At 71.5% G+C, this 19,055-nt stretch carries 26 protein-coding genes; 13 read left to right on the top strand and 13 right to left on the bottom strand.

Going from position 1 to position 19,055, the window contains the following annotated elements; all coding sequences use genetic code 11:
• Positions 1 to 92 precede the first annotated feature (92 nt).
• The 5 genes from ACTHJJ_RS01070 (at position 93) to ACTHJJ_RS01050 (ending at position 2,751) form a co-directional block, all read left to right on the top strand.
• A complete protein-coding gene (locus ACTHJJ_RS01070; RefSeq protein WP_440301089.1) occupies positions 93 to 941 on the top strand; it encodes a sigma-70 family RNA polymerase sigma factor in 849 nt (282 codons plus the stop codon).
• Positions 942 to 1,038: 97 nt separating this feature from the next.
• Complete coding sequence (locus tag ACTHJJ_RS01065; protein WP_440301088.1) at positions 1,039 to 1,164, top strand: hypothetical protein; 126 nt, start codon at positions 1,039 to 1,041, stop codon at positions 1,162 to 1,164.
• On the top strand, positions 1,161 to 1,697 hold the full coding sequence (locus ACTHJJ_RS01060) for a hemerythrin domain-containing protein (protein WP_440301087.1): 537 nt from the start codon (positions 1,161 to 1,163) through the stop codon (positions 1,695 to 1,697). The genes ACTHJJ_RS01065 and ACTHJJ_RS01060 overlap by 4 nt, the downstream gene beginning before the upstream one ends.
• Positions 1,694 to 2,203 carry a low affinity iron permease family protein gene (locus tag ACTHJJ_RS01055; RefSeq protein WP_440301086.1) on the top strand — a complete coding sequence of 170 codons (510 nt, stop codon included), beginning with the start codon at positions 1,694 to 1,696 and terminating at the stop codon, positions 2,201 to 2,203. The genes ACTHJJ_RS01060 and ACTHJJ_RS01055 overlap by 4 nt, the downstream gene beginning before the upstream one ends.
• 32 nt (positions 2,204 to 2,235) lie before the next feature.
• Positions 2,236 to 2,751, top strand: a complete 516-nt coding sequence (locus ACTHJJ_RS01050; protein WP_440301085.1) for a hemerythrin domain-containing protein — start codon at positions 2,236 to 2,238, stop codon at positions 2,749 to 2,751.
• Here ACTHJJ_RS01050 and ACTHJJ_RS01045 read toward each other — a convergent pair.
• Positions 2,742 to 3,815: a DNA topoisomerase IB gene (locus ACTHJJ_RS01045; protein WP_440301084.1), complete on the bottom strand. Its 1,074-nt coding sequence runs from the start codon at positions 3,813 to 3,815 to the stop codon at positions 2,742 to 2,744. The two genes, ACTHJJ_RS01050 and ACTHJJ_RS01045, sit on opposite strands and share 10 nt — an antisense overlap.
• Before the next feature lie 88 nt (positions 3,816 to 3,903).
• Here ACTHJJ_RS01045 and ACTHJJ_RS01040 point away from each other — a divergent pair, with 88 nt between their 5' ends.
• Together ACTHJJ_RS01040 and ACTHJJ_RS01035 are read left to right on the top strand one after the other, a co-directional pair.
• Positions 3,904 to 4,359 carry a hypothetical protein gene (locus ACTHJJ_RS01040; RefSeq protein WP_440301083.1) on the top strand — a complete coding sequence of 152 codons (456 nt, stop codon included), beginning with the start codon at positions 3,904 to 3,906 and terminating at the stop codon, positions 4,357 to 4,359.
• 81 nt (positions 4,360 to 4,440) lie between these two features.
• A complete protein-coding gene (locus tag ACTHJJ_RS01035) occupies positions 4,441 to 5,136 on the top strand; it encodes a DUF6766 family protein (protein WP_440301082.1) in 696 nt (231 codons plus the stop codon).
• Positions 5,137 to 5,232: 96 nt separating this feature from the next.
• Here the strand turns inward: ACTHJJ_RS01035 and ACTHJJ_RS01030 are convergent, their stop codons facing one another.
• The 12 genes from ACTHJJ_RS01030 to ACTHJJ_RS00975 all read right to left on the bottom strand — a co-directional run bounded on the left by ACTHJJ_RS01030 (position 5,233) and on the right by ACTHJJ_RS00975 (position 14,445).
• Positions 5,233 to 6,279, bottom strand: a complete 1,047-nt coding sequence (locus ACTHJJ_RS01030) for a glucose 1-dehydrogenase (protein ID WP_440301081.1) — start codon at positions 6,277 to 6,279, stop codon at positions 5,233 to 5,235.
• 115 nt (positions 6,280 to 6,394) lie between these two features.
• Positions 6,395 to 7,708 (bottom strand): hypothetical protein, encoded by a 1,314-nt coding sequence (locus ACTHJJ_RS01025; RefSeq protein WP_440301080.1) that lies wholly within the window; start codon positions 7,706 to 7,708, stop codon positions 6,395 to 6,397.
• On the bottom strand, positions 7,705 to 8,202 hold the full coding sequence (locus ACTHJJ_RS01020; protein WP_440301079.1) for a SigE family RNA polymerase sigma factor: 498 nt from the start codon (positions 8,200 to 8,202) through the stop codon (positions 7,705 to 7,707). Before ACTHJJ_RS01020 ends, ACTHJJ_RS01025 begins: the two co-directional genes overlap by 4 nt.
• A gap of 124 nt (positions 8,203 to 8,326) precedes the next feature.
• Positions 8,327 to 9,385: an ABC transporter ATP-binding protein gene (locus ACTHJJ_RS01015; RefSeq protein ID WP_440301078.1), complete on the bottom strand. Its 1,059-nt coding sequence runs from the start codon at positions 9,383 to 9,385 to the stop codon at positions 8,327 to 8,329.
• Complete coding sequence (locus ACTHJJ_RS01010; protein WP_440301077.1) at positions 9,382 to 10,155, bottom strand: ABC transporter permease; 774 nt, start codon at positions 10,153 to 10,155, stop codon at positions 9,382 to 9,384. Before ACTHJJ_RS01010 ends, ACTHJJ_RS01015 begins: the two co-directional genes overlap by 4 nt.
• Entirely contained in the window at positions 10,152 to 10,958 is an 807-nt protein-coding gene (gene modA, locus ACTHJJ_RS01005; protein ID WP_440301076.1) for a molybdate ABC transporter substrate-binding protein, read from the bottom strand. The genes ACTHJJ_RS01010 and modA overlap by 4 nt, the downstream gene beginning before the upstream one ends.
• Entirely contained in the window at positions 10,955 to 11,350 is a 396-nt protein-coding gene (locus ACTHJJ_RS01000; protein WP_440301075.1) for a TOBE domain-containing protein, read from the bottom strand. Before ACTHJJ_RS01000 ends, modA begins: the two co-directional genes overlap by 4 nt.
• A gap of 126 nt (positions 11,351 to 11,476) precedes the next feature.
• Entirely contained in the window at positions 11,477 to 11,917 is a 441-nt protein-coding gene (locus ACTHJJ_RS00995) for a VOC family protein (RefSeq protein ID WP_440301107.1), read from the bottom strand.
• Positions 11,918 to 11,925: 8 nt separating this feature from the next.
• A complete protein-coding gene (locus tag ACTHJJ_RS00990; RefSeq protein ID WP_440301074.1) occupies positions 11,926 to 12,429 on the bottom strand; it encodes an SRPBCC family protein in 504 nt (167 codons plus the stop codon).
• Positions 12,426 to 12,797: an ArsR/SmtB family transcription factor gene (locus ACTHJJ_RS00985; protein ID WP_440301073.1), complete on the bottom strand. Its 372-nt coding sequence runs from the start codon at positions 12,795 to 12,797 to the stop codon at positions 12,426 to 12,428. The genes ACTHJJ_RS00990 and ACTHJJ_RS00985 overlap by 4 nt, the downstream gene beginning before the upstream one ends.
• Before the next feature lie 161 nt (positions 12,798 to 12,958).
• The gene (locus ACTHJJ_RS00980) at positions 12,959 to 13,771 is read right to left on the bottom strand and encodes an SGNH/GDSL hydrolase family protein (protein ID WP_440301072.1); all 813 of its coding nucleotides are present in this window, start codon (positions 13,769 to 13,771) and stop codon (positions 12,959 to 12,961) included.
• Positions 13,768 to 14,445: a uracil-DNA glycosylase gene (locus ACTHJJ_RS00975; RefSeq protein WP_440301071.1), complete on the bottom strand. Its 678-nt coding sequence runs from the start codon at positions 14,443 to 14,445 to the stop codon at positions 13,768 to 13,770. Before ACTHJJ_RS00975 ends, ACTHJJ_RS00980 begins: the two co-directional genes overlap by 4 nt.
• Before the next feature lie 62 nt (positions 14,446 to 14,507).
• Here ACTHJJ_RS00975 and ACTHJJ_RS00970 point away from each other — a divergent pair, with 62 nt between their 5' ends.
• From ACTHJJ_RS00970 to ACTHJJ_RS00945, 6 genes are all read left to right on the top strand, one after another.
• Positions 14,508 to 15,659 carry an N-acetylglucosamine-6-phosphate deacetylase gene (locus ACTHJJ_RS00970; RefSeq protein ID WP_440301070.1) on the top strand — a complete coding sequence of 384 codons (1,152 nt, stop codon included), beginning with the start codon at positions 14,508 to 14,510 and terminating at the stop codon, positions 15,657 to 15,659.
• Between the two features lie 34 nt (positions 15,660 to 15,693).
• Entirely contained in the window at positions 15,694 to 16,350 is a 657-nt protein-coding gene (locus ACTHJJ_RS00965) for an HAD family hydrolase (RefSeq protein WP_440301069.1), read from the top strand.
• A gap of 170 nt (positions 16,351 to 16,520) precedes the next feature.
• Positions 16,521 to 16,811, top strand: coding sequence for a DUF3263 domain-containing protein (locus ACTHJJ_RS00960; protein WP_440301068.1), 291 nt, complete (start codon positions 16,521 to 16,523; stop codon positions 16,809 to 16,811).
• Positions 16,812 to 16,842: 31 nt separating this feature from the next.
• A complete protein-coding gene (locus tag ACTHJJ_RS00955; RefSeq protein WP_440301067.1) occupies positions 16,843 to 17,304 on the top strand; it encodes a GNAT family N-acetyltransferase in 462 nt (153 codons plus the stop codon).
• Positions 17,301 to 18,353, top strand: a complete 1,053-nt coding sequence (locus tag ACTHJJ_RS00950; RefSeq protein ID WP_440301066.1) for a P1 family peptidase — start codon at positions 17,301 to 17,303, stop codon at positions 18,351 to 18,353. The genes ACTHJJ_RS00955 and ACTHJJ_RS00950 overlap by 4 nt, the downstream gene beginning before the upstream one ends.
• 27 nt (positions 18,354 to 18,380) lie before the next feature.
• Positions 18,381 to 18,893, top strand: coding sequence for a hypothetical protein (locus ACTHJJ_RS00945; RefSeq protein ID WP_440301065.1), 513 nt, complete (start codon positions 18,381 to 18,383; stop codon positions 18,891 to 18,893).
• Positions 18,894 to 19,055: the final 162 nt, after the last annotated feature.

Here is a 19,055-nt window from a genome sequence, read left to right as displayed (position 1 = left end):
AACCCCTATATATTGGACATGTCCAACGAGCATGTCCGCCACGGCCTGCGCGCTGGTTCGCCCTCCCGTCGGCCGCGATCTCAGGGGTACTGGTGGATATTGCAGAGCGCAATCATCTCGTCGTCGAGAACCTCCCGCTCGTCGGCTACCTCGTCTCCGACCTGTGCTCGCGCGCGACCCACCTGTCCCGGGAGGACATGGCGTCGGCCGGCGCCGTCGGGCTCGTGCTGGCCGCCGACTCGTTCGACCCGTCCGCCGGGGTGCCCTTCGGCGCCTACGCCCGGCGGCGGATCACGGGCGCACTCATGGATGAGCTCCGGTCACTCGACTGGGCCGGCCGCGGCACCCGCAAGCGGATCAAGGCTCTCCAGGCGATGTCGGAGACGTTGTCTGCGCGGCTCGGCCGGGCGCCGACCGAGGAGGAGATGGCGTCGGCTCTCGGGGTGACACGTGACCAGGTCCGCGATGCCTTCGCGGATGCCGCGCGGACCGTGGCACCACTCGACGATGCCGCGGAGGCGCTCGTGGCCGACACGCTCGCCCCCGAGGATGCGGTCCTTGCGGGTGAACGGTCCCGCTACCTCGCGGCTGCGGTTGGCGCTCTCCCGGAACGACTCCGCCACATCGTCACCGAGATCTACCTCGAGGGCAAGGCGGTCAAGGATGTCGCGGCCGGCCTCGGTCTCACGTCCTCTGCGGTGTCGCAGCAGCGCAGCGAAGCGCTGCGGCTGCTCCGGGAGGGACTGGAGCTGCACTTTGCCGAGGACACGAGCCGAGGAACGAGCGCGGTGGACGCCGAGCGGCGCGTCTCCGGCTCGCCCCGCCGGACGCTGTACCTCGAGAGCTTCGCGGACGTCGCCCGAGGGCTCAGGCACCCAGTTCCCCGGTCTCGCCCCGCCGCGCGCCTCGTCGCGCCCGCACCCCTCGATGCGGTGGGCTAGGCCCGCGACGGCCTCGGCGGGCTGGCCGGACAGTTAGCACGGCACACGCCGTGGGTAAGCCGACGGTAACCACTCAGGCAACCGTGGAGGTTTACACATGGTCGTGCGCGAGACGTGCGGCAACGAGTACATCGCGACGTTCGTCGTCAGCCCTGGCGAGCAGACAGGCACGTACGACGCAACGGTGACCGCGCCTTCCCCTGCCGAGGGGAGCGACCTGTGACCACGCCGACGGACGAGCTCGTCTCACTCATCACCGGCCAGCACGGCCGGATCAAGACCCTGATGACCGATGTGACCATGGCGACCGACGCGGACCGGCTCGCCGCCTTCGATGCGTTCCGTCGCTACCTCGCGGTCCACGAGGCCGCAGAGCAGTCACTCCTGCATCCTCAAGGCCTCGTCACCTTCGACGACGACAACATCTCACAGCGCCGCATCACCGAGGAGCAGGATGCGGCCGCGGTCATCGCGAGCCTCGAGACGATGCGCAGCGCGTCCGACTTCAAGATGCAGTTCGGCCTGCTCCAGGAGGCGATCATCCGGCACGCGGAGGCCGAGGAGCACGAGGAGCTGCCGCGGCTCGTCGCTGCCCTGCCCGAGGAAACGATCGAGAAGGTTCTCGAGGGTTTCGCGCTCGTCGAGCCTTGGGCCGACGACGTGGCCGCCTCGCCGATCAGGGGCGCGTCGACCTTCGAGGCGATGGTGAGCCAGGCAACGGTCGCCTTCGCGGCCTCGGAGAAGGAGACCCGATGAGCAGCATCACGAGCGACCGGTCCACCGATCCCCGGCAGGACGACGGCCACGGGGCGCAAGACGACCACCACAAGGCGCAGATGCCCCTCGAGGTCTCCTCCTCCGTGAGCGGCTTCGACCGCTTCGCGAAGAAGGCTTCCGACCTCTCGAGTCACGCCTGGTTCTTCACCTTCTGCGTGCTGCTCGTCGTGGTCTGGGCGCCCTCGTACTGGGTCTTCAAGAACATCGACACGTGGCAGCTGATCATCAACACGTGCACGACGATCGTCACCTTCCTCATGGTCGCCCTCATCCAGAACAGCCAGACCCGCTCCGAGCAGGCGGTGCAGCACAAGCTCAACGCCATCGCCCAGGGCCTCAGCGACCTCATGGAGCACATCGCCGACGTCACGGACGAGCCCTCGAAGCACCTGGCGGACGACCTCGACGGCGACCTCGCGCAGCTGCGGGCGGCGGTGGGGCTCGAGCGCTACGAGAGCAGCAGCGACAACAACGTCAACGACTGAGGGCGGGCTCCCCCGCGGGGGAGGGAGCAGGCATGGCAGACACGACAGAGCTGGCGATGACCCTGAGAGGCCAGCACGACGTGATCCGCCGGCTGCTCGCCGACGTCCGGGCCACGGCCGGGGCGCAACGCCGGCTGGCGTTCGACGCGCTGTCCCGGTTCCTCGCGGCCCACGAGGGGATCGAGGTCGAGGCGATGCACACGCCGGCGCGCGACCTCCTGGCGGACCCCGACGTCGCCAGGGCCCGCATCCACGAGGAGACGACGGCGATGCTGTCCATGGCACACCTCGAGGGCATGGATGTCGACGGCCTCGACTTCGTCGACGCCTTCGACGAGCTGTCGGCCTCCATCGGTGCACACGCCGAGGCTGAGGAGCAAGAGGAGCTCCCGGCCATCGCGGCGAGGGTCGAGCAGTGCGAGGTGGACCGGATCCATCGCGCCCTCCAGGCCGTGCCACGCCTGGCGGAGCTCACCCCGGAGGGTGCGACGACCTTCGAGGCCCGGGTCGAGGCGGCCCGTCAGACCGCCGACACGGGTCAGTCCTGACCGTCGCTGTAGGCACGCTCGAGGAAGCGGAGCACCACCTTGTCGAGCGCGTCCCGGTCACGCACCATCGCGAGGTCACCTCGGGCCAGCCGTTGCCGGTCCGCCTTGGTCAGTGACCGGCGCAGCGCCGGCAGGACGGTGCGGCCCTCCTCGTGCTCCTCGACGACGTGGGGGTCCACGTAGGAGGACTTCGCCACGGCGGGGGTGTTGCCGAGCTGGGCGGCGACCTCCTCGAAGGCCGCCTTCTCTCGGCCGGCGTAGTCCTGGCTCGCGTCCCGGCCGGCCTCGGCCATGAGCCGGGCGAGGGCCACGGAGGCGACCACCGTCGCCGACCACGTGCGGAGGTCCTTGACGGTGAACTCCTGTCCGGCGAGGTCATTGAACTCGGTGCGGATGTCGTTCGTCTGCAGGTCGTGCCACTCCTCGCCATCGCGATAGCGCAGCAACCGTTCCCCGCGCCGGCTCGCCCGGCGGAGTGACCGGACCGCCTTGGCGAGATCCGGGTCGGTCAGGTGGGCGACCCGCTCCACGCCCGACTTCGCTGGGAACTGGAAGTTGAGCGTGTCGCCGCTCACCGTGACGTGCTCCTTGAGGAGCGTGGCGACACCGTGGGTGCCGTGCTCCTGCTCGTACTCCTCGCCCCCGGTGCGGAACAGTCCCGCGTCGAGCATCCGGAGCGCCATCGCGACGACCCGCTCCAGGTCGTATCCGGGACGACGCAGCCGCGAGGCAACCGTCTTGCGGACGACGGGCAGGTGTCGGGCGAGCCGGAGCACCCGCCGGTGCTTCTCCTCGTTCTTCTGCTCCCGCCATGCCTCGTGGTAGAGGTACTGTCGGCGGCCCGCCTCATCGGTCCCGACGGCCTGGATGTGCCCGTTCGCATGAGGGCTGATCCAGACGTCGCGCCAGGCGGGCGGAATGACGAGCTTGGTGATCCGGTCGCGGTCCTCGTCGCTGATCGGCCCCCCGGAAGCGTCGACGTAGGAGAACCCCCGGCCACGACCGATCCGGCGCAACCCGGGCTGGTCCAGCTCACTCCGTCGCAGCCGCACGGTGAGCGTCATACCCGTGCGCCCCGGGCGAGAAACGGTTCTCCGAGGCGGCTGCATGGGTACCTCAGGGGCACCAGCCGAGACAGGAGACAACTGACCGATGCCCACTGTCCCACTTGCCGGTCGCCGGCTGCCGGCCCGCACCCGAGCGGCTCACGCGCCAGGCCGGCGGGCGAGCCTGTTCGTGCTGCCGCTCCTCGGGTTCCTGACTGCCTGCGGCGGACCCGACCACCCCGGCGCACGCCACGCCGTCGAGGCCTTCACTCAGGCAGTGGCAAAGGACCCCGGCACGGCATGCCGGCTGCTCAGCGAGCGCGCACGCACGACCCTCGAGAGCGACGAGGAGGCGCCGTGCGAGGCCGCCATCACGGGGGTGGGCCTGCCGGATGCCGCCCCCGTCGAGAAGGTGGACGTCTACGGCGGTGACGCCCGCGTGATCACCGGCAGCGACGTCCTCTTCCTCGCACGCTTCCCGGAGGGCTGGAAGGTCATGGCGGCCGGGTGCAAGCCGCAGGGCTCGGACCAGCCGCACGACTGCCTCGTGGCGGGGGGCTGAGGTGCGACGAGTCTTCTTCCTCTACCTGGCCTTCATCGTCGGCGGGCTCGCCTACATGTGGACGATCGGGGTGTTGCACCGATGAGCCGGGCACGCCGCCGCAGGCCAGCGGCGATTCGCAACTTCGGCCTGAGCATCTTCTTTGGGGCGATCCTGCTCGCGACGCTGATCGCGCAGGCCTTCGTCGGGTGCGCCGACGTCAACGCCCAGGCGCGGGTCAACGGCGCGCCGGAGATGTCCGTGCTCGAGTTCGTCGGCTCGGCTCAGTTCGCCACCGACGTCGCGGAGAACTGGCAGTCCGAGTTCCTCCAGTTCGTCCTCATGATCCTCGCGACCGTGTGGCTGGTGCAGCGCGGATCGCCGGAGTCGAAGGAGCTGGACCGGGCCGGGCTGGGCAGCGACGAGGAGCAGCAGGTCGGCCGGTTCGCGGGACCCCACAGCCCCAGTTGGGCCGTCGCCCGCGGCTGGCGGCGCTGGGTCTACTCACACTCGCTCACGCTCACCATGGGGGTCTTCTTCCTCCTGTCATGGGGCGCCCAGTTCGTCGCCGGCACCAGCGCCTACAACTCCCAGCGCATCCAGGACCTCCAGGCGCCGATCAGCATGGGCGACTACTTGTTCAACCCCGACTTCTGGAACCGCACCCTGCAGAACTGGCAGTCGGAGTTCCTCGCCGTCGGCAGCATGGTCGTGCTGAGCATCTTCCTGCGCGAGCGGGGCTCAGCGGAGTCGAAGCCCGTCGGCGAACCGCACGAGTCGACCGGCGTGACCGCCTGAGTCGCGCCTCCCCGTCAGGCCCGACGAGGAGAGGTATGCCGCTCAGCCGCTAAGGGCATACCTCTCCTGGCGTTTGCGCGTCGCGGCGGACGGGGGTCAGACCTCGATGACCACCTTTACGTCGTCCCGGTGTGGGGTGAAGGCGTCCTGGAACCGCTCGAGCGGGACGCGGCGGGTGACGAGGCGGTGCAGCCAGTCGAGGTCGGCCCTGGCCAGGGCCTCGGCTCCCTGTTGGTAGTGGTGCAGGTTGGCGTTGACGCTGCCGACGACGACGTCGTTCTCGAGGACGATCTCGCGGTTGACCTGGCCGAGGTCGACGGCGAGCGTGCGGCCGCCGGAGGACACGCCGGTGAGGCAGGAGATGCCGTAGGACGCGGTCTCGGCCATGGCCGCCAGGACGAGCTGGCTCACCCCGGTCGCCTCGATGACGACGTCCGGGTGGACCTTCTTCGCGACCTCGTCGACCGGGTCGTGGTGGTAGGTCGCGCCGAGGTCCTTGACGAGCTCGGGCTTCGGCCCGTCGGTGACGACGTCGAGGACGTGTACGTCGAGGTCGCGCTGCGTGCCCAGGAGCGCGGCGAGCAGCCCGATCGGGCCGGCGCCGGTGACGAGGACGGTCTTCGGGTCGAACCAGGCGCGGGCGCCGATCTGCTCGACCTGCTGCCACGCCTTGGCGACGACGGTCGTCGGCTCGAGGAGCATCCCCACGTCGGCGAGCCGCGGGTCGAGGCGCACGACGTAGTCCTGCTCGACGGTCCACTGCTCGCTGCCGTAGCCGTGGATCTGCTTGATGCCCCGCTCGGTGTACTGGCCGTTGCGGCACATGTCGAACTGGCCGTGGGCGCAGGCGCCGCAAGGGACCGGGTCGGGACGGCGGACGACGCCGACGACGAGGTCCCCGGGGGTGAAGCCGCTGCCCTGCGGGGCGGTGCGGACCTTGCCGAGGGACTCGTGACCGAGGATGAGCCGCTCCTCGCCGCGCGGCGCCCAGCCGTAGTCGCCGGCGGCGATCTCCTTGTCGGTGCCGCAGACACCGATGGCGATGCCGTCGACGAGCAGCTCGCTCGCGGAGGCCTCGGGCTCGGGCATGTCGCGCACCTCGAGGCTGTCGGCCGTCAGCGGGATCGTCGTCAGTGCTCGCATTCCCGCACGGTACCCAGCCTGCGTGGGTGTCCTCTGGGACCGCCTCCGCAGCGAGGGGTAGTGGGGCCCGGTGCTCTCGTGCGGGGAGGGTGCGAAGGAGAGCAGCGGGCCCTGGTCACGGGGTCTGGGTCGCGGCGGCGAGGCCCCAGACACTGGCAGGGTTGCCCACGGAGTCCTTCGGCATGACCTCGTTGGGACCGACGACGGAACAGCCTGTGCCATCGAGCGGGCAGCGGACGAGGGCTTGATGGCCTTGCTGGCCCACCTCTGCCGATGTCGTCGCGACCATGGTGACCGCTGTTCCTGAGTCGTTGACGGCCTTGCCCATGTCGAGGGCGAAGGGCTCGCCGAGGGAACCGACGCGCAGCATCGGCTCGCCGTCGAGCACCCGGAGGACGGAGAACTGGTGGTGCGGATCCCCGTCGCGGGGATCGCTCGCCACGAGGAAGCGACCGTCGGGAGAGAACGGGCCGCTGGGGTACGCGTCACCGCAGACCGTCCAGCGGTCCCGCGTGGTGGCCAGCTCCACGAGCTGGAAGCACAGCCCGCCGCCGTCCTGCCCGCGAGGGCGCGCGATCGCCACTCCCGAGCCGGCATGGACCGGCCCCCACGTCAGCCCTTCATTCGTGGTGACACTGTGGTCGCGGCTGTCGAGGACGACGCCGCGCTGGTCGGTGTCGTTGGCGTAGACGCGACCGCTCGCGACCCCCGTCGGGTAGAGGCCCTGCTGCGGCCACATCGCAACCTCGTCGCCCTTGGCGTCGGACAGGTGGACGCGGTCCTTGGCGTCGACCCACGCCACCTGGCTGCGGTCCGAGTCCATCACCGCCATCATCCCGTCCGTCTCGCGGGCGATCTCGGCGCCCGCGTCGTCGAACCAGACCAGGTCCCACGTGCCCGAGGAGTTCAGCACGTTGACGAGCACCGTCTCGTCGGCGAACAGGCCGAGGAAGCGGAAGGGGACCCGGTCCGGCAGCGGGAGCCGGATCGTCCGGTCTCCGTCGTGGACCGTCGTGCCGTGGAGGTACGGGACGTCGGCCGTTCCGCTCGGGCCGCCGAGCGACGGGACGACCTGCCGGAGTGGGGCCCCGAGCGTCCGGGTCGGTGCCGGCGTCGACGCGGGCGGCTCGCTCGGCGTCGACGACCTCGACGTCGTCGTGGGCTGGGTCGTCCCCGTCGGCGTGGCTCCTCCGGGCGTCCCGGGCACCGGGACGTGGTGCGGCGGCCGAAGCGCGGACCATGCCACCGGCGTCGCGACGGCCAGCGCCGCGGCGACCGAGGCGGCGGCGACGGCGGCGTTGCGCACGTGACGGATCCGCCGGGAGCGGTTGACGGCTCCGGCGACGAGGTCGTCCCGGACGCCGACGGGGTCGAGGTGACTGTGGAGGACTGCCTGGAGACGCTGCTCCGTGCGGTCGTCGGGGGTCATGCGAGAACCTCCTCGAGCCGGGTCCGGAGGGTGGCGAGGGCACGGTGGACCTGGCTCTTGACCGTGCCGACCGAGCACCCGAGGATCTCGGCCGTCTGTGCCTCGGTGAGGTCCTCGTAGTAACGGAGCGCGACAGCGGCGCGCTGCCGGGGCGGCAGGCGAAGCACCTCCTGCCACAACTCGTGGTCCCCCGCAGGGGCACTCAGCGCGACCGCCTCCGCGTTCACCGCGTCGAGGCCGACGGTCTCCCTGTGCCGCCACGCCCGCCGCCACCAGCTCGTGTGCTCGTTGACCATGACCTTGCGGACCCACGCCTCGGTCGCCTCGGTCCGTTCGATCGTGTCCCACTTGAGGTACAGCCGGGCGAGAGCCGTCTGGGCGAGGTCCTCACCGCTGGAGGGATCACCGGTGAGGACGTACCCGAAGCGGACGAGCGCGTGCTGCCGGGCGCGGACGAAGGCCGTGAACTCCTCGTCCACCTCGACTCGTCCCACGGCGCGGCCCTTTCCCCTTGGGACGTGTTCGGCGAACGCCCCCTGTCACGCGGATGACGCATCCAGTCGGGTCAAGGGTTGCACCACCCACTGCGACTCACCACTCGCCGAGGGAGTCACGAGGTCAGCGCGGGTAGGTGAAGACCTCGGTGGCCTTGACCGAGGCCCAGAGGTCGGTCCCAACGTGGACGGTGAGGGACGCGACCGAGGCGAGGGTCACCTCGGCGATGAGGTCGAGCGGCCCGGTGAGCGAGACGCGGGCCGACTGCCCCTGCAGGGTGACGTCGCTGACCCGCATCGGCCAGGCGTTGCGCGCCGAGCCCTCGGGGCGTTCCCGGTGCAGGACGACCGAGTGGGGCGAGACGGTGGCCCAGACCGATCCGGCGGTCGAGTCGGCGGTCACGAGCCGGGCGCCGCCCACGAGAGTGAGCGTCCCGGACGAATCCGACTGAGCGGCATACAGGTTGAGCCCGACGACCGTGGCGACGTAGGGGGTGCGCGGCTCGCGGAGGACCTCCGTGGGCGTGCCGACCTGCGTGACCCGTCCGTCCTCGATGAAGACGAGCCGGTCGGCGAGGGTGAGCGCGTCGAGGGGGTCGTGCGTCACGAGCACGGTGACGCCTTCGTAGGGGGCGAGCCGGGCGGCGAGGTCCGAGCGGGTGCGAGCGCGGGTCTCCGGGTCGAGGGCCGCGAGCGGCTCGTCCAGCAGGAGCAGGTCCGGGTCGGTCGCGAGGGCCCGGGCGAGGGCGACCCGGGCGGCCTGCCCCGAGGACAGCTGACGCGGGCGAGAGCCCAGATGCTCGGTGAGGCCCACGCTCGCCAGCTCGGTCCGGGCTCGCTCTCGTGCCGTCGTCCGGTGCGATCCGCGGCTGCGTGGACCGTAGGCGACGTTGTCGAGGGCGGTCAGGTGGGGGAAGAGAAGGGGGTCGGCGAGCATGAGCCCGACGCTGCGTTGCTCCGGCGCGAGCCGCCTCGCGCCGGCATGCTCCCACTCGCCCCCGGCGACGGCGACATGGCCGTCCTCGAGGGGGAGGACGCCGGCGAGCGCGAGGATGGTCGTGGTCTTGCCGCCCCCGTTCGGGCCGAGGATCCCGATGATCTCTCCTGCCTCTGCCGTGAGGGCCACCTCGAGCTCTACCGGCCCACGGGACAAACGGATTCGCGCGTCAAGCCCAGAGGTCATCGCAGCCACCTGCCGCGCATGAGGCCGAGGACGAGGATGCTGACCGCGAGCAGGGCGATGCTGATGGAGATCGCCACCTGCGGGTTCTGCTCGAGGGCGACGTAGACGGCGAGCGGCGCGGTCTGGGTGCGGCCGGGGAAGTTGCCGGCGAAGGTGATGGTGCCGCCGAACTCCCCGAGGGCGCGGGCCCAGGCGAGCGCCAGTCCGCTGGCGATGCCGGGCAGGACGAGCGGCAAGGCGACCGTGCGCAGATAGCGCAGGTCCGACGCGCCGAGGGTGCGGGCGACCGACTCGAGGCGCGTGTCGAGACCGCGCATGGCGCCCTCGACCGCGAGCACGTAGTACGGCATCGCGACGAACGTCTCGGCGAGCACGACCGCCGTCGTCGTGAAAGGGATCTGGATGCCGAGGACGGTGAGGTGCTGTCCGATGACGCCGTTGCGTCCCCACGTCATCAGCAGGGCGACGCCCCCGACGACGGGGGGCAGGACGAGGGGCACCGTGAGGAGGGCGCGCAGCCACCGGATGCCCGGGTGCTCGGAGCGGGCGAGGAGCCAGGCCAGCGGAGTGCCGAGGGCGAGGCAGAGGGCGGCGGTGGACGAGGTCGTGATGAGGGACAGGCGCAGGGCCGGCAGGGCCGTGCCACTGGCGAGGTCGGTCGGGATGCGTGCCCAGTCGGCACGCAGGAGCAGCGCGAGCAGAGGGACGATGAGCAGGATGAGGGCGAGCGCGGAGGGCACGCCGAGGACGAGGCGAGAGCGCCAGTTCACGGCGACGCGAAGCCCAACGCGTCGAGGGTCGCTCGACCGGCCGGGTCCAGCACGGCGTCGACGAAGGCGCGGGCGGGGGCTTGGTCGTCGAGCCGGATGATGGGGTAGCGCAGCACGGTGTTGACGTCGGCGGGGACCGGGATGCCCTTCACTGCACCCTTGGCGGCGACCACGTCCGAGTGATAGACGATCGCCGCGTCCGCCTCGCCGAGCGAGACCTTCGCCAGCGTCGCCTTGACGTCGATCTCGCGCGAGACGACATGGGCGTTGACGTGCGCCTTCTCGAGGGTGGTCGCGGCGGCCTTGCCGCACGGGACGGTCGTCTCGCAGAGCACGACCTTCAGGCCCGGCTTCGAGAGGTCCGCGAGCCCGGTGACGTGACCCGGGTTGTTCGGTGGCACCGCGATCTCGAGGATGTTCTTGGCGAAGATCTCGCTGCTCTTGACCAGGCTCGGCTCGAGTGGTTTCGCGGCCGCCTCGCCGGCCAGGGCGATCACGTCGGCCGGCGCGCCCTGGTTGACCTGCTGGACGAGCGTCGCGCTCGATCCGTAGGAGATCTGGATCGTGAGGCCAGGATGGGACTTCTCGAGCTCGGCCTTGATCGCGTCGAACGACTCGGTCAGGGACGCGGCGGCGAGGACCGTGACCGTCCCTGACACGGCGCCGGCCGTCGATGCGCTCGCCCCTCCGGCGGTCCCGGCCGAGTCGGCGGCCGTCGGGCTGGTCCCCCCACAGCTGGTGAGGGCCAGGGCTGCGCCGACCGTCACGACGGCGGACAGGGCGCGACGGGGACGAGACGTCACGCGGGCACCTCCACGACGACATGGGTGGACTTCACCGAGGCGACCGCGACGGAGCCGACCTTGAGCCCGAGGTCGTCGACGGACTCGGAGGAGAGCAGCGAGACGATGCGGAACGGACCGCACTGCATCTCGACCTTCGCCATGACCGTGTCCTTCGTGATGCCGGTGACGATGCCGCGCATCCGGTTGCGGGCCGAGGCGCCGCCGACCACGCCGATCTCGGCGGGGTGCGCCAGCTCCTGTGCGACTGCGGCCAGCTCGGCCCCGTCGACAGTGCGCCGGCCCGCCTCGTCGGTGCCGCCGCTGAGGCGCCCCGAGTCGACCATTCGACGGACCGTGTCGTCGCTGACACCGAGAAGGGCGGCCGCCTCTCCGATACGCATTTGCGGCATGTTTGGCAGGATAGCACCGCATCTGCGGAGTAAGGGCGGCGTCGAAAGCCCGCTCAGCGGCATACGCCCCTATGCCGCTGAGCGGTCATTCGCAGCCCATGTCACCCCCGCATCGGGGGCGGCCCGTCAGGACTCGGTGTCCTCGGCGAAGCGCCCGCGGTGGTCCGAGGGGAGGAGTGGGTGCTCGCCGCGGGCACGGATCTGCTGCACGGCCCACGTGTTCCCGTCCGGGTCGGCGAAGCCGAAGAACGTCCCGCCGTCCCGCTCGTCGATCACCATGACGTCCGAGCACTCGACGCCCCGCCCGACCAGCTCGGCGCGCGCCCGCTCGGCGTCGGCGACGACGAGCTGGATGCCGCGGAGCGAGCCGGGGGCCATCTCGTTCTGGGAGGGCAGCGACCCGATGACGATCGAGCAGCCGGAGCCGCGGGGGGTCAGCTGCGCGACGTGCATGTGCTCGTTGGTCGTCTCGTGGTCGAGGTGGAAGCCGACCTGGTCCCGGTAGAAGGCGATGGACCGCCCGAGGTCGCTCACCGGGACGATGACGACCTCGAGCGTCCAGTCCATCGGCTCGCTCACGAACCGCTCCCGGCCCGGGCGGCGGAGCCGGCGCCGACGAGTGCCTCGAGGCGTTCGTAGCCCTCGCGCATGCCGTGCTCCATGCCGCTGGCGACCATGGCGTCGCGGCCCTCGACGGTGCGTCCGATGCTCCGGCCGCGGAGGCGGCAGCGGCCGTCGCCGAGGTCCTCGAACCACATGAACTCGATGGCGACCTCGTCCGGCGCCCCCTCGAACTCGAAGGTCTGGATGGCGAACTCGTCGTCGCGGATGGTGTGGAACAGGCCGTGGAAGCCGAACTCCATCCCCTCGGGGTTGCGGTGCGTGTAGCGGTAGCCGCCGCCCGAGACGAAGTCCCACTGCCCGATGTCCATCTCGTACCCGTTCGGGCCGAGCCACTGGCGGACGAGGTCGGGGTCGCGGTGCGCGTTGAAGACGGCCGCGACGGGCGCGTCGAACTCGCGGGTGAAGTCGATCCAGGGCACGCCCTCGGGGGCGTCGATGGTCAGTTCGTTGGTCATGGCTGCTTCTCCTTGGTGCTGCGACGGGACGTCGACCCGTCGGACGGTGACTGGCCCAGCAGGGTGTCGAGCCTGCGGAACTGTTGCTCGTGGACGAGCCGGTAGCGGTCGATCCAGGCGGTGAGCGCCTCGAGTCGAGCCGCGTTGAGGTGCACGGGGCGGCGCTGGGCGTCCCGGGTCCGGGTCACGAGCCCTGCGTGCTCGAGGACCTGGATGTGCTTCGAGACCGCTTGCTTGCTGATCTCGAACGGCTCGGCAAGCTCGTTGACCGTCGCCGGTCCCCGGCTGAGCCGAGCGATCATCGCGCGACGGACCGGGTCGGCCAGGGCCGCGAAGGCCTGGTCGAGCGCCTCTGTCTCCGCCGTCATTGACAACCAACTCCTTTATCAACCAACAAGTTGATTAAAGGTCCATGCGGAAGCACTGTCAAGACCTGGGGCGGGCTTTTGTCGGAATCTTTTGTCGGAATCGGGGTGATGGCCGGACGGATGCGTCCGCCGGCCACCTCAGCCGCAGGGGGCGGGTGTGGTCAGCCGCGCGTGTCGTCGAGGGGGCCGACGTGGGGCCGCTTGGCCATGCGGTCGTCCCCGGAGGAACGACCGGTCAGGCGGCGCTGCACCCACGGCCCGACGTACTCGCGGGCCCACTGCGCGTTGGCCTGGAGTGCCTCCCGCCGGGAGATCGGCGGGGCCGGCTCGAGCGGGGTGGCCCACTCCGGGTCGGGGACTTCGTGACCCAGCGCCTCGAGTGCGGCGAGCGCGACGCGCCGGTGGCCCTCGCTGGTCATGTGGATCCGGTCCTCGGACCACATCCGCCAGTCGCGCAGGGCCCGCATGCCCCACTGGTTGATGACGTGCGCGCCGTGCCGGCCGGCGATGCTCCAGATGTGGGCGGCATAGATGCCGGCGCGGCCCCGGGTCGCCTTGACGAGGGGCGCGTCCGCGGGGTCGACGGGCGTGGCCATGATCACGTCGGCTCCGGCGGCTCGGATCCGCGCGACGGCGTCCTCGAGGGACGCGGCGAGGGCGTCGAGGTCGGCCTTGGGCCGGAGGATGTCGTTGCCGCCCCCGACGATGCTGACGAGGTCCGGCTCGAGCACGAGCGCGTCCTCGAGCTGTCGGCCGACGACGTCCGCGAGCTTGCGGCCCCGGACGGCGAGGTTCGCGTAGCCGAACGTGCCACCGGCGTCACGTGCGATCTCGGCCAGGTGGGCCGCGAGCCGGTCCGCCCAGCCGGCGAACTCGCCGTCGTGGACGACCGCCGGGTCGTCGTCGCACATGCCCTCGGTGAAGGAGTCGCCGATGGCGACGTAGCGGCTCCAGGTGCGTGACTGAGCAGTCATGCGAGGCTCCAATCGATCGGCTCGGCCCCCTGCCGTTGCAGCAGCTCGTTGGCCCGGCTGAAGGGCCGCGACCCGAAGAACCCGGACCGCGCCGACAGGGGAGAGGGGTGCGGGCTCTCGACCCGCGGGACTGGGCCCAGCAGCGGCGCGAGGGACTGCGCCTGCCGACCCCACAGGATCGCGACCATCGGCCCGCCTCGCGCCACGAGGCTGCGGATCGCCTGCTCGGTCACTTCCTCCCACCCCTTGCCCTGGTGGCTCGCCGGCTTGCCGGGCCGCACGGTCAGTACGCGGTTGAGCAGCATGACGCAGCGCTCGAACCAGGGCGTGAGGTCGCCGGTCGACGGCTTGGGCAGGCCGAGGTCGGTGCGCAGCTCCTGGTGGATGTTCTGCAGGCTGCGCGGGACCGGCCGGACGTCGGGTGCCACGGAGAAGCTGAGCCCGACGGGATGGCCCGGCGTCGGGTAGGGGTCCTGCCCGACGATCAGCACCCGCACGTCGGCCAGCGGCACGGAGAACGCTCGCAGCACTGCGTCCCCGGCTGGCAGGTAGCCGTGCCCCGCGGCGACCTCGGCGCGAAGGAAGTCCCCGAGCCGCCCGATGGTCTCGGCGACCGGCTCGAGCGCAGGCACCCACGACGGATGGACGTTCTCATGGAGGGGTCGTGCCGGCACCGGGCCACGGTACCGCCAGTATCGTCGGGCACGACGCCCCGACCCGATGCGAAGGAGCCCGCATGCCAGTGCTGCTGGAGGGCCGCGCCCTCGTCGATGGCGCGCTTGCGGATGTCCGCATCGAGGTGGCCGGCGACCGCGTCGTCTCCGTGTCCCCATCAGGTATGACGCCGAGCTCGCCCCCCGAGGCAGCCGCGGGCCGGCCGGGGCCGGTGATCCTGCCCGGGGCCGTCGACCTGCACTGCCACGGCGGCGGGGGCACGACGTTCCTCGACCTCGACCCGGATGCCGCGGCTGCGGCCGCGCGCCACCACCACCGGCGTGGCACGACGAGCCTGCTCTCCAGCCTCGTCACCCTCAGCCCGGCCGACCTCGCCCGGGGCGTCGAGATCCTCGCGGACCTGACCGACGACGGACTGGTCGACGGGATCCACCTCGAGGGGCCCTGGCTCGCCGAATCCCGTTGCGGCGCCCACGATCCCGCCCTCCTCCGTGACCCGGACCCCGCCGAGGTCGACCGGCTCCTCGCGCTCGGTCGGGGGCACATCCGGCAGGTGACCGTCGCGCCGGAACGCGCCGGGGGGCTGGAGCTCGTGCGCCACCTGGCCGGATCGGGAGTGCACGTCGCCGTGGGGCACACCTCGGCGGCATACGGGACGGTGATGGCGGCGGTCGAGGCGGGCGCCGACCTCGCGACCCACCTCTTCAACGGGATGGACCCATGGCAGCACCGTGACCCCGGTGCCGTGCCGGCGCTGCTGCGCGCGGCGCGAGCCGGCGACGTGGTCGTCGAGCTGATCGCCGACGGTGCGCACCTCGCCGACGAGACCGTGGCGAGTGTCATCGACCTCGTCGGGGCGAGGCAGGTGGCCCTCGTCTCGGACGCGATGGGAGCGGCGGGCATGGGCGACGGCAGCTACGTGCTCGGCGGGCTGCCGGTGGTGGTGTCGGAGGGCGTCGCACGGCTTGCCACCGACGGGACTCCGGGTTCCATCGCCGGCGGGACCTCGCACGCGATGGAGATCCTGCTGCGGCAGTGGCGGGCCGGAATCGGACTCGAGCGTGTCGTCGAGGCGGGATGCGTCACCCCGGCCCGGGTGCTCGGGCTCGAGGACCGCGGCATCGTCCGTGAGGGAGCCCGTGCCGACCTCGTCGTGGTCGACGAATCCGGCGTCCAGCGCGTGATGCGCGCCGGCCGCTGGCTCGGGGATTGAAGGGTTCCCGAGTTCGTCGCCTACGCTCTCGGGCGTGAGTCTCCAACCCAGCCCCAAGTGGAAGACCGTCGTGTTCGACCTCGACGGCACCCTCGCCGACACGGTCGAGCTCATCGTCCAGTCGCACCAGCATGCAATCCGCACGGTGCTCGGCCGCGAAGAGGACCCGGCCGTGCTGCGGACGTGGATCGGTCGGACGCTCGAGGTCGCCTACGGGGACTACTGCCCCGAGCGCGCCGACGAGCTCGTGCGGGCCTACCTGGAGTGGAACGAGGCGAACCTCGACCGTCTCCTGGGTCGCTACGACGGGATCGTCGAGGTGATCCGCGACCTGGACGCAGCGGGACTGCGGCTCGCGGTCGCGACGTCGAAGCGGCGCTCCCAGGCCGCCGAGGTGATGACCGTCCTCGGGCTCGATGAGTACCTCGACGTCCTCGTCGCCATGGAGGACACGGACAAGCACAAGCCGGACCCGGAGCCGCTGCTCAAGGCGGTGCAGGTGCTGGGCGGCACCCCAGCCGAGGCGGTCTACGTCGGCGACGCCGTCGTCGACACCCTCGCCGGCAAGGCGGCGGGCATGTCGACGGTCGCCGTGACGTGGGGTGCCGGCAATCCGGAGGCCCTCGCCGGGGTGCGTCCGGACGAGGTCGCACACACCCCCGACGAGCTCCGGGCGATCTTGCTCGACTGAGGCTGTGGGTACGGCTGGGACAGATGTGACTTCTGTGGCGGGCGTGCTCTCACCGCCGCGATCCCGTCCACGAATTTCATTGGTCGTGAATGACACTCATGTCATTTGCAGTTAAGGTTGGGCCCGGAGCCAACGCCCGAATCGAGAGCAGAGCGAGACGAAACGACCCCATGAGCACCGAGCGCGCGATGGAGCAGGTCCACACCCGCGACACCCTGAGCGACCGCGACCAGGAGATCCTCGCCTTCGAACGACAGTGGTGGAAGTACGCCGGCTCGAAGGAGCAGGCGATCAAGGAGCTCTTCGACATGAGCGCCACCCGCTACTACCAGGTGCTCAACTCGCTGCTCGACAACCCGGCCGCCCTCGCCGCCGACCCGATGCTCATCAAGCGCCTGCGCCGGATGCGCGCGCAGCGGCAGCGGGCCCGCACGAGCCGGCGCCTCGGCTTCAACCACTGACACCTCACGTCGAGCGTGGTTCACTTCCGTCATGCCCGACGTCCGGATCCGCCGCGCCGGGGCTGACGACGCCTTCATCGTCGCGGCGCTCCACCTCCAGTCGGCCCGCGAGGTCGGCCACGGCGGTGAGCCGGGCTTCCTCGACCGCTTCGCCGACGCCTGGCTCGCATCCCGGCCGGACCACCCGACGTGGATCGCCGAGAGCCATGGCGAGCACGCCGGCCTGCTCACCGCGCGTCGCCTGAGGCCGCTGCCCTTCCCCGGCCGACCGGAGGCCAGCTGGCTCTACGTCGGCACCGTCTTCGTCACCCCGGCCCACCGCAAGCGCGGCATCGGCCGGGCCCTCATCGAGGGGATGCTCGAGTGGTGCCGGACGTCGGACGTCAAGTGGGTCCGCCTCAACGCTGACACCTCCCAGCACGAGTTCTACAAGGCCCTCGGCTTCACCCCGGCGACCACGACGCTCGAGTACGACCTGCGCGAGGACTCATGAGACCCGGCCCGAGCAACACCCTGACCGACGTCGCGGGCCTGCGCGTCGGCCACTGCACCCGCGACGAGCCCGGCTGGCTCACCGGCAGCACCGTCGTCGTCGCGCCCCCCGGCGGGATGGTCGCCGGGGTCGACGTGCGCGGCGGCGGGCCCGGCACGCGCGAGACGGACCTGCTCGACCCCCGCAACCTCGTCGACCGGGTCAACGCGATCCTCCTCGGGGGCGGCAGCGCCCCCGGCCTCGCGGCGGCGGACGGCGTCGTCGCCGGACTCTTAGATGACGGCATCGGCTGGCCCATGGGTACGCCCGACCGCGTCGTGCCGATCGTGCCCGGCGCGATCCTCTTCGACCTCGGCCGGGCCGGCACGTGGCGGAACCACCCCAGCGCGACGGACGGGAGAGCGGCATACGACCTCGCCTCCGACGGGCCGGTCGCGCAGGGGAGCGTCGGCGCGGGCACGGGTGCCCGCGTCGGCGGCTTCAAGGGCGGGGTCGGCTCGGCGAGCGTCGTCCTCGACTCCGGGGTCACCGTCGCCGCGCTCGTCGTCGTCAACGCCGTCGGCTGGCCGATCGACCTTGCCACCGGCGCCCTGTATGCCGCTCAGCTCGGTCTCGCCGGCGAGTTCAGCGGGGTGGGGTGCCCCTCCGAGGGGGAGCTCGCCGCGGCCCGGGAGCGCTACGCGGCGCTGCCCGACGCGGTCCCCGGGATGCCGGGGATGGCGACGACGATCGGCGTCATCGCCACCGACGCGACGCTCACCAAGGCGCAGTGCCAGAAGCTCGCCGGGGTCGGTCACGACGGCTATGCGCGGGCCCTGAAGCCGGTGCACACCCTGTTCGACGGCGACACGATCTTCGCGGCGTCGACGATGGCCAAGCCGCCGCCGGAGCTGCTCGCGCTCCCGTTCCTCATGGAGGCCGGAGCCGACTGCATGGCGCGCGCCATCGGGCACGCCGTGCTGGCCGCGCAGACGGTCGACCGGACGTCCGAGGGTGGGGTTGCGATGCGCTCGTGGCGCGACGCGTTCCCGTCGGCCTGGCGCGGCTGAACGAACCGATGGCTGACTAGGGGGGACATGGTCGACAGGGGGAGTTCGCCGGCCGAGGGGGCGGAGGTCGTGCGGCGGCTCGCGCCGGTCGGACGGGTCGTTCGCGTGGCGCTGCTGATCACGGTGAGCGTGGGAATCGTCGCCGGGACGTGGCAGCGCAACGACCAGGGATGGCCGTTCGCGCCGATGAGCCAGTTCGCGTTCGCGATCAGCTCGTCGGACGGGGAGATCCACTCGAGGTATCTCGAGGCGACGACGGTCGACGGCGAGCGGGTCCGTCTCGACCTCAGCCGTGGTGCGCTCGGGCTGCAGCGGGCGGAGATCGAGGGGCAGCTGTGGTCGTTCACCCAGGACCCGGCCCTGCTACAGGCCATCGCGGTGCTCCACTCCCGGCGGGCCCCCGAGGCGCCGCGGCTCACGAGGGTCGACGTGATGGACGACGTGCGTCTGGTGCGTGGTGGCGTCGCCGGTGAGGCGCGGACCGTCACCGTGGTCTCGTGGCCGGTCATCGACCCGACGAGTCCTCGCGAGCTGACATGAGGCCCACACACCCGTCCCGCCGTCGCGCCATCGCGCCACCTCCTTGGTCGTGGCGCGGGGCCGCGGTCCGGCCGCCGCAGCCTCCCCTCGACATGAAGCACCGCGCCGCGCGGCGCGTCGACCCGGCGAGCCACGAGACGCGGCGAGGTCCGGGCTGGCGGT

The organism is Intrasporangium sp. (assembly GCF_051961875.1).
GTDB lineage: Bacteria > Actinomycetota > Actinomycetes > Actinomycetales > Dermatophilaceae > Intrasporangium_A.
This window is presented reverse-complemented; position numbering and strand designations above follow the sequence as displayed.